This is a genomic window from Saccharopolyspora taberi (genome assembly GCF_039534165.1).
GTDB lineage: Bacteria > Actinomycetota > Actinomycetes > Mycobacteriales > Pseudonocardiaceae > Saccharopolyspora_D > Saccharopolyspora_D taberi.
Map to the genome: position 1 here is coordinate 60,321 of NZ_BAAAUX010000024.1, position 8,057 is coordinate 68,377.

7 protein-coding genes are annotated in these 8,057 nt (G+C 66.2%); all 7 read right to left on the bottom strand.

The window, feature by feature from the left end; translation table 11 throughout:
• Window positions 1-111 precede the first annotated feature (111 nt).
• On the bottom strand, window positions 112-954 hold the full coding sequence (locus ABD691_RS27540) for a hypothetical protein (protein ID WP_344684597.1): 843 nt from the start codon (window positions 952-954) through the stop codon (window positions 112-114).
• A gap of 374 nt (window positions 955-1,328) precedes the next feature.
• Window positions 1,329-3,236: a DNA polymerase gene (locus ABD691_RS27545; RefSeq protein ID WP_344684731.1), complete on the bottom strand. Its 1,908-nt coding sequence runs from the start codon at window positions 3,234-3,236 to the stop codon at window positions 1,329-1,331.
• Between the two features lie 11 nt (window positions 3,237-3,247).
• Window positions 3,248-5,386 (bottom strand): DUF3631 domain-containing protein, encoded by a 2,139-nt coding sequence (locus tag ABD691_RS27550; RefSeq protein WP_344684599.1) that lies wholly within the window; start codon window positions 5,384-5,386, stop codon window positions 3,248-3,250.
• A 2-nt stretch (window positions 5,387-5,388) separates the two neighbouring features.
• Complete coding sequence (locus ABD691_RS27555) at window positions 5,389-5,736, bottom strand: hypothetical protein (protein WP_344684601.1); 348 nt, start codon at window positions 5,734-5,736, stop codon at window positions 5,389-5,391.
• Between the two features lie 59 nt (window positions 5,737-5,795).
• On the bottom strand, window positions 5,796-6,152 hold the full coding sequence (locus ABD691_RS27560; RefSeq protein WP_344684603.1) for a hypothetical protein: 357 nt from the start codon (window positions 6,150-6,152) through the stop codon (window positions 5,796-5,798).
• 195 nt (window positions 6,153-6,347) lie between these two features.
• On the bottom strand, window positions 6,348-7,052 hold the full coding sequence (locus ABD691_RS27565) for a recombination directionality factor (protein WP_344684604.1): 705 nt from the start codon (window positions 7,050-7,052) through the stop codon (window positions 6,348-6,350).
• A 115-nt stretch (window positions 7,053-7,167) separates the two neighbouring features.
• Entirely contained in the window at window positions 7,168-7,965 is a 798-nt protein-coding gene (locus ABD691_RS27570; protein ID WP_344684606.1) for a PD-(D/E)XK nuclease family protein, read from the bottom strand.
• Window positions 7,966-8,057: the final 92 nt, after the last annotated feature.

Sequence of the window (8,057 nt, forward strand, 5' to 3'; positions counted from 1 at the left end):
GCTGTAGTACGGTCGCCTGGTCGAATCCACTAGTAATGGCGTGGGTTTCGGCATGGCGATTCACCGTGGCAGCGGTGGGATCGCCGAGTTGTGCTGCGAGGCACAGGCTGGTCACGCTGCTGCCACCGCCTTCGCGGCGGTGCGCAGCGTGGCCAGCGCCCTGCGGCGGTGCTTCCCGGCAACGCTTCGATCCACCCCGTAGTGCAGACCGAGAGCGTCGTCGGTGTGAGGTTCGAACCCGTAGAGGCCGTAGGCGCGACACAGCAGCTCATGATCGGCGGCGCTGACCATCTTGTGGTGCAACAGCTCGTCGACGTAGGCAGCCGTCGCGTCCTCGGGCCATGCAGCCGGGTCGGCTGGCTCCTCTGCGGTGTCTCCCGCAGGCTGCGGCGTTGGGAGCAGGAGCGCGGCGATGGCATCGAAGGTGTCGGCCTTCATGCGCCGGTTCACGTCGGGGTGGCTGGTCACGATCACACGCGCGGCGTCGCGATCGTGGTTGACCTGCTCCAACGCGCTCTTCACAGTGCGGACCTGATCGGGGGAAAAGCCCGTCACAGCACGGGAAAGCCGTGATGCCTCGGTCGCGACACGGTTGGTGATCGCGCGCTTGGCGCGGCGGGTGAAGTCGGCCGCTCCGTTGCGGGCCATCTCCAGCAGAGCCAAGACGCCTTCCTGGTGGCCATCGTCCGGGCCGAAAGCCGGATGCCGGCCAAAGCGGGCGCCGATGGCTTCGATCATGACGCCGTAGTGCCGGTAGAGCGCCAGTTCCGCCACGTTGTCGCGGCCACGCTGGCTGATTGAGAGAACCAGATCATCCGGGTCGTCGTCGTTGTCGACGACGTCTTGGAACTCGGCGTTCCGTATGAGCGCGCTTCCGATGGTGGAGAGCTGGTTGTTTCCGAATACAGCTTCTCGGGCGGCTGTTATTCGTTCGTCATAGGTGCGCCCGTCCACAGAACTCCCCCTAAACACGTTCCGTATTTCTTTGCGCTCGCTAAACGAAGCCCCTACTTTCGTTGCCAAGCGCAACTGCCCTGGGTCGCTGATACCTCCCCCCAGTCACTCCCCCTGAGTGACAAGCCCGCGCTCCTGAACACGTACCGTAGGGAACGTACGTGGTTGCCCTTGATCTTTGAAGGGCGAAAAATAACGATCCCGTCTCGCGCTGTTCCGCAAGTCTGGCGCGTCACACGCTAATGGAGTAATCGCACAGTATTGCCCTACTCCGACTGCGTACTACTACGTAGCCCAGTCGCGCAGGAAACTACGCGATACGCATTTGGCGGTACTCAACCACAATTGGTCTGACCATGTTGATCATCCGGAGCTTAGGAAGCGAGGGGGAGCCCTGGGGCTGTCTCCTGCGGTGTGGTCCACGGTTGGTCTCCTGTCCGGATGTAGCGGGTGGTATCGGGCTCCCAGGCGGCTCCGAAGATCTCAGCTTCGGTGTCCAGCGGGACACCGTAGAACTCCGGAACGGTCAAGGTCCGTTGAATCTCCTCGGCGAGTTCGAAGACGTCGGTCTCGGAGGCTTCGAAGATCACTTCGTCGTGGACGGGCAAGCGCAGATGCTCGGTCAGTCCTGCTGCGTCCAGGTCCAGGAGCCCTTGGGCGAAGACGTCGCGGGCGACGCTCTGGATCATGTAGTTGGTCGCGGCGTACAACCTGGTGCGGTCCAGCGGCAGGATGCGGCCAGTGGGCGAGATCAGCTCTTTTGCCCCGTACCGGCCCCGTGCGGTCAGGCGAGCTGAATAGCGCTTGATGCCGGGGAAGGTCCGGTCGTAGGCGGCGATGGCGCGTCGGACATCGGCCAGCGGCGCCCCGGTCTGGAGCGCGATCGACTCGGCACCACCGCCGTAGACCTTCCCGAAGCCCACCGTCTTGGCCACCTTGCGGTGGCGCTTGGTGAAGTCCGGTCCGTAGATCTGCTCAGCGGTGAAGTCGTGCAGATCGGCACCGTCCCGGATGGCTTGCACCATCGCGCGGTCGGCGGACAGCGCGGCCAGGACACGCATCTCGATGGCGGAGTAGTCGACACTGCCGATGACGCTGCCGGGTTCGGCCACCATCGCCTTGCGGATCGTGCCGTCGCCTGCGGGGAGCTGCTGCAACGGCGGCTTGCTGATGGACATGCGCGCGGTGCGCGCCTGAAGCGAATTGATCTTGGGGTGCAGCCGGGAGCGTTCGTCGAGCCCGGAGGCCATCGCGTCGGCATACGTTGTCTTCCAGCGCGCGGCGCGCTTGGCCCGCACGACGGCGTCAGCTAGCGGGTTCGGCTCTCGGACACCGAGGCGTTCCCACCGAGGATCGAGGTCGGCCAACGGCAGCAGGACGTCCTTGTCGACCTGCAATGCCCCGCCGCTGGTGGTAGCCGTCAGGTTTTCGCCCATCGCCACGAGCGCTTCGGCGACCTGCTTGGTCGACCCGATTGTCGACACCCCGTACCGGCTGGCCCGCCTGCGGTGATGTTCTGCCTCGGTGGCCAGCCGCGAGGACATCCCGGAGACGTACTCGCTGTTGACGCGGACTCCGCGCCGTTCCATCGCCGCGCAGACCCGAGCGACCTGGTGCTCGAAGTCGGCCAGACGCATAAGGCCGCGCTCGTGCACCTGCGGCCCGAGCACATCGAGCAACCGGGACGCGAAGATGGTGTCCAGTCCTGCATAGCGCACGTAGACCGGGTGGTCGGACGGGATGGCCGCCCACCCAGTGGACTTGGTGTGCCCGAGTTCCCGGAACACGCTGATCAGGCCGTCTTGGGTATCGGGCGCGTCCGGGTCAATGTAGTACTGCGACAACGGTTTGAGACCGTGCCCAATGCCGCCATCCTCCCGGCCCCGCGAGTCGAGCAGGTGCGCCAGAATCCGCGTATCGGTGGTCTTGCTCGCCAGCACCTCCATCGGCAGATCCAGGTGCCGATCGAGCACGAGCCAGTCGTGCGGCGCGTTGTGCAGCGCAATCCGGGGCAGCCGCAACAGGACGTCACGGGCCGTGGCCCATGTACCCGGTCGGCCTTCAACCCGGAGGACCCACGCTTCCCGTGCGGTGCCGAACTGCACGGTCCGCAACCGGTTACCCCTGGCGTAGGTGTCAAGCCCGGTTCCTTCGGTGTCGACCCCGATCACCCGGCCGCTTTCTCGCCGTGCCCATGTGGTGAACGCCTCCAGGTCCTCGGCGGTCTCCGGCAGGTAGGTGACCGTCTCCTCGCCAACGACCCGGTAGGAATAGCTGCGCATGGTCACCTCCCTCATTCCGTGATGGGTTCTTCGTCGTCTTCTCCGAGGTAGCGCTCCCACTCAGGAGCGAGGTCGCTCCAACGAAAGCCGCGTCCTGTCTCCTTGCCGACGCGGACGACCACCGGCCGCACACCGAACTCGGCCAGGAACCGCCGCACGTGCTCATCATCAATGCCCTGGCCTCTGCTCCAACGGCCGAAGATCTGGTCGGCGTCGATGACGCGCTCGGCCAGCGCCGAGCGGAACACGACGCGGTCGTTGATGCCGCGTCCCCAGTTACCGGCGCGGTAGACATCGCGCGTCGCGCGCAGGAACCGGACGCTGATGTTCTCGGCCTGCTCCTTGCCCGCATCCCGCAATGCCTCGCACGCGGCGACCGCGCGAGCCGGCCAGTGCCCACCGGCCATCACCGCGGGCAAGGACAGCACCGACCACAGCTCCAGATCGCGGTTGGACACCATCGGAGCCAGCTCGTCTTCGACCTGGTCCAGGACGTCGCTGACAACGTCATCGCTGGCAACCGACGCCGTCCAGGCCGCTAGCTTCTCGGCAAGGTCATCGGCAACCGGACCGTCGCGACGGGGACGAAACGAGGCCGGGCGTTCGTGCGGCATCGCCTGCTGCATCGACACCACGAAAGTCCGTGACAGCAACGCATCCGGCAGCGCAGCACGGGCCAAGCCAGCCCAGACGATCGGCGCGAAAGTGGTGTAGCTGATGGCCTTGCGCTGGTCGTTGGTGTCGGCCCGGATGGTGTCCTGACCCCGCTTGTACCCGCTGTTCAAGACCGCGGTGATGCTGCTGGTGTCCTGGCCGCGGGCCGCGTAGAGGTTGTCGACCTCGTCCAACCCGAGCGGCACCGGGATATCCGGCTTGTCCGGGTCGGAGTCCTCATACGTCATCGCGTTGATCGTGCGCAGAACGGACGCGGCCGTGGGGTCCACGGCCAACCTTCCTTGCGCCAGCCTGCACACCAAGTCCAGCGCCAAGGTCTTGCCGCTGCCGGGAACCGTGGACAGGAACCCCAGTCGCGGCGCGACGTCGGCGGCATCCGAACGGCGAACGAAGTAGCACGTCGCCACCCACAGCGTGATCACATCGAACCACGTCGGCGGCTCGATGAGCAGGAACCGTTGCAGGAACGCGTGTACCGCATCCAGCAGCTCTACGGGATCGCCGTCGAAGGTCCCGTCGAGCCGCACTGGCAGGGCACGTCGGATCGCTTCGGCGAACTCGTCGCCGAAGCTCTCGCTCTGGCGGTACCAGTCGGCGAGATCCCCGCGCCCTGTCGGAAGGAATAGCCCTTTGGCCGTGACTCCGAGGTCGGCCAGGTGCTCGGCGAGGTGGCGGTTGAACTGCTGCCCGCTCTCGTCGGCATCCCCAGCAAGCACGATCTCCCGTCCTGCGGCCCCGGTCACGATCGCCTCAGCGGTCGCGCGTCGGCGCGCATGCGATGCCCCGGCCACCGCCACCACTGTGAAACCAGCCGCAGCCACCACGAGCCCATCGCTGGGTCCCTCGGTGACCACGACCGGCCCGGCGGCGCTGGCACGGAACCAGGCCAGGTGTGCCCAGCGCTTTCCCTCGGGGTTGGTCAGCCCGGCCCACCGGTTCGCATCCGTACCGGAGAGGTCGCGGCCCTGGGCGCCGTGGGCGATGCCCTCGGGTGTGTAGAACGGCACCACCAACCTGGGGTACTCGGTGAAGGACTCCGAGGCATGCGCGAACGGTGCAGAACCGTCGTCGAACCCGAGCCCAAGTACCCGAGCGGTGTCCTCGGTGATGCCGAACCGGTCCTGTGCGTAGGTGGCGGCCGGTGAGCCGGCGAATGCCGCCTGTGCGCGGTCCAGATAGGACGCGAGCGCAGCGATGTCGGCGGTGCTGAGATCTTCCGCCGGCACGGTGCCCGCGGTGATCTCCCCATCGACGTCGAACAAATCTGACCAGGACAGGCCGACCTGCTTGAGCATGGCGGCGACGTCACAGCCCTGCGACCGGCAATGCAGAACTGCTTTGTGCTCGGGGCTCACGCTGATCAGCAGCGACGGTTTCCGGTCGCCATGCACGGGGCACCGCACCAACCACCCATCGCTGCGCTGCTCGGCCGGTCCCCCTGCCGCGAGCCGCTGCACCAGCGTGTCGATGTGCACCGCTACCTCCGTGATGTTGTCCCGTGCTCCTCGACATGCAGGCGGTAGGTCGCCGGGTCGGCTCGCCGTAGTGCGTCCTCGGCGTCCCGCAGCCGCGCGACCAGGCGGGCGTGGTTCTCGATGGTCGAAATCGCAAGGCACTCCGGCGTTTTGATGTGCGGACGCTTGGCCAGCACGACGTGAAAGGGCACGTCCTTGTTGTCCGCCTCCCGCCGTGCTTGGCGCACCCACTCCAAGACATCCCAACGCCTGTGGGCCTTCGACTCGGCGGCGTGCAGGTAGATCCCCTCCAGGTCGCCGATGTCGAGTACGCCGTGCTGGGCCAAGCGGCGAACCGGTGTGCCGAGCACTTGCGAGTAGTAGGCCGCACACCGGCTTTCCCAGTTCGTGCCAGTCGTTCGGGCTCGGCTCACGCGCTCTCACCTGCCAGCTCGGCGAGACTGCGCTTGAGCACGGCCAGCTCCCACACCGCGTCGTCGCGCTCCGCGGTGGTACGGGCCAGCTTGCGGTGGATGGTCTCGGCGCTCTCGCGCCAGTAATCACGGTCAGCACGCATCGCCTCGTACCGCTCCGCGCGAACACCAGTGGTGGCCTCGCCGAGTTGGGCGTTCTTCGCTGCGATCTCGCGCTGGGCTTGCTCCAGTTCCTCGCAGAGGACGGCGATCGATTCGTAGGCGCGGTCCAACGCGATCTGTGCGGGGAGCGACGGCGAGGTTCCCACCAGCGGCCGAGGCAAGCAGGTGGCGAGCTGCACGTAGACGGGCATGACTACCTCCGATCTCAGGCGTGATTGCGGTTCGGGGACGGGGGAAAGTGGCGCCGTCGCCGTGGACGCGCGGTGTAGGGCGTGGCAGGGATCTCGGTGTCGGCAGACTCGGGCTCAGCAGGCATGAAGACTCCTGGGACGCGAAAACGCCCCGGCTTCCCTGGTGGGAACTGCCGGGGCGCAGAGAGCGAGTAGCTACGCTGCGGCTTCCAGCGGGGTCGTGTCCGCGGTGATGTCGGTCAGCGCGGGGCGGTGGTAGTCGACGTGCTGGCCCTTCTTCGTGGTGAACTCCACGTGCTCCAGGCTCAGCGTCAGGCGAATCCGGGCACCGCCCTCGGCGGCTTCGGCAATCGCGTTTTCGATCTCGTGAAGCTCCTTGGTGAGCGTCCAACTGCTCGTCCTGTACAGGAAGAAGCCCAGCTCCTCGTCGGCGGCCAGCCGCGCTTTGAGGGTGATCTCCGGCTGCGGCCCGGTGCCCTTTTCCGCGTTGGCCTTGCGGACGGTGAACTCCGGCGGGCACCCGCAGGGCTGGCCACGATCCTCGCCGTCGACGAAGTACACGCCGTCGCAGGCGTGGATGATCCCCTTGCGCCCCCACAGCACCATGCGCGAGCGCAGGGCGTCCGGGTCGTCCAGGATCAGGTCAACGCGGGAGGACTCGGAGAGCACTTGCAGGTTGTTGGCCTTCTCGGTGTCCCACTCCTCCACCTCACCGCCGAACAGCTCGGCGACGCGGTCGGCGACCTCGGGGTCATCGGAGGTGAAGCGCCATTCCGACAACGACAGCGGCTTGGTCTTGGTCATCAGGCCGCCGTGGATGTAGCCGACGACGTCTTCGACGTAGCGGTTGCGAGGACGCGGCTTTGCTTCGGGGTCGGTTTCCCAAATGCGCAGGCTCATGATGCTCCTGTCAAGAAAAGAGAATCGAGATGACGATCAGAATCAGAAAGAGGACCACCAAGTCTTCGAGCGTGAGATCGAAGGGATTGGGTGGCTTCTTCGGGGCGACCACGGGCTAGTGCTTCGCTTTCCGCCGCTGTGAGCCGGTCGAGGGCGTCGACTCGTACACGGGCGGTCCGATGACGGTCTTGGCGACCTCGGTGTTCCAGTCGAAAATGTGACGTAGGTGGAGGAAGAAACTCAGCACCTCTTCGTCCACGCGAACAGGAACGAGCTGCCATCCTTCGGGGCGCAGGTGCAGCACCGCCGCGGCCTCGATCGCGGGCATCGGCTTCGATTCGCCGACCTGGTCGATCACGCGGTCCGCGAAGGTGTAGGCGGCGAGCTGCAAAGCCGCGTCCTCATGCACACCGGATCTCGTCGTCTTCACGTCGACGATCACCAGCTCGCCGTCGATGCGGCAGACCGCGTCGAACGAACCCGCATAGTCGTGCTTGTCGGACCACACGGCGTCTTCGATGTGCAGGTAGTCCGGCTCGTAGCGCTCGTGGAAGTCCTCGATGTGCTCGACGTAGCGCAGCATGTCCGGGTGGACCCGGCCGAGGTCTTGGCCCCGCGCCACCTGCTCGAACAAGTCGTGGACCTGGGTACCCACATCCGCGGCGTCCTTCGTCGAGCGGTGCGGGGCTCGCTTCATGTAGTCCACGGCGCCGCTTCGGTCCGTCAGCGCGAGGTCCACGATGGAACCGAGGTGGTCGACGGCGTTTTCGGCCGTCAGCTTCGCGGCCCACGCGGTCAAGAAGGGCTTGGGCAGCATCGCGACGATGCTGGTCACCGAGGGTGCTTTCCGGTTGCTCACCGGGTCGACGTAGAAGCGACCGCCGGAGCGGTTGAGTGTTTGGATGCCTGCCATGTGCGGTCCTTGTGTCGGGCTGTGGTTGCACCGAGATAGGGGGTGCTGCACAGCACCAGGTGGGCACGCCGCATCACGCATTCACTCAAATG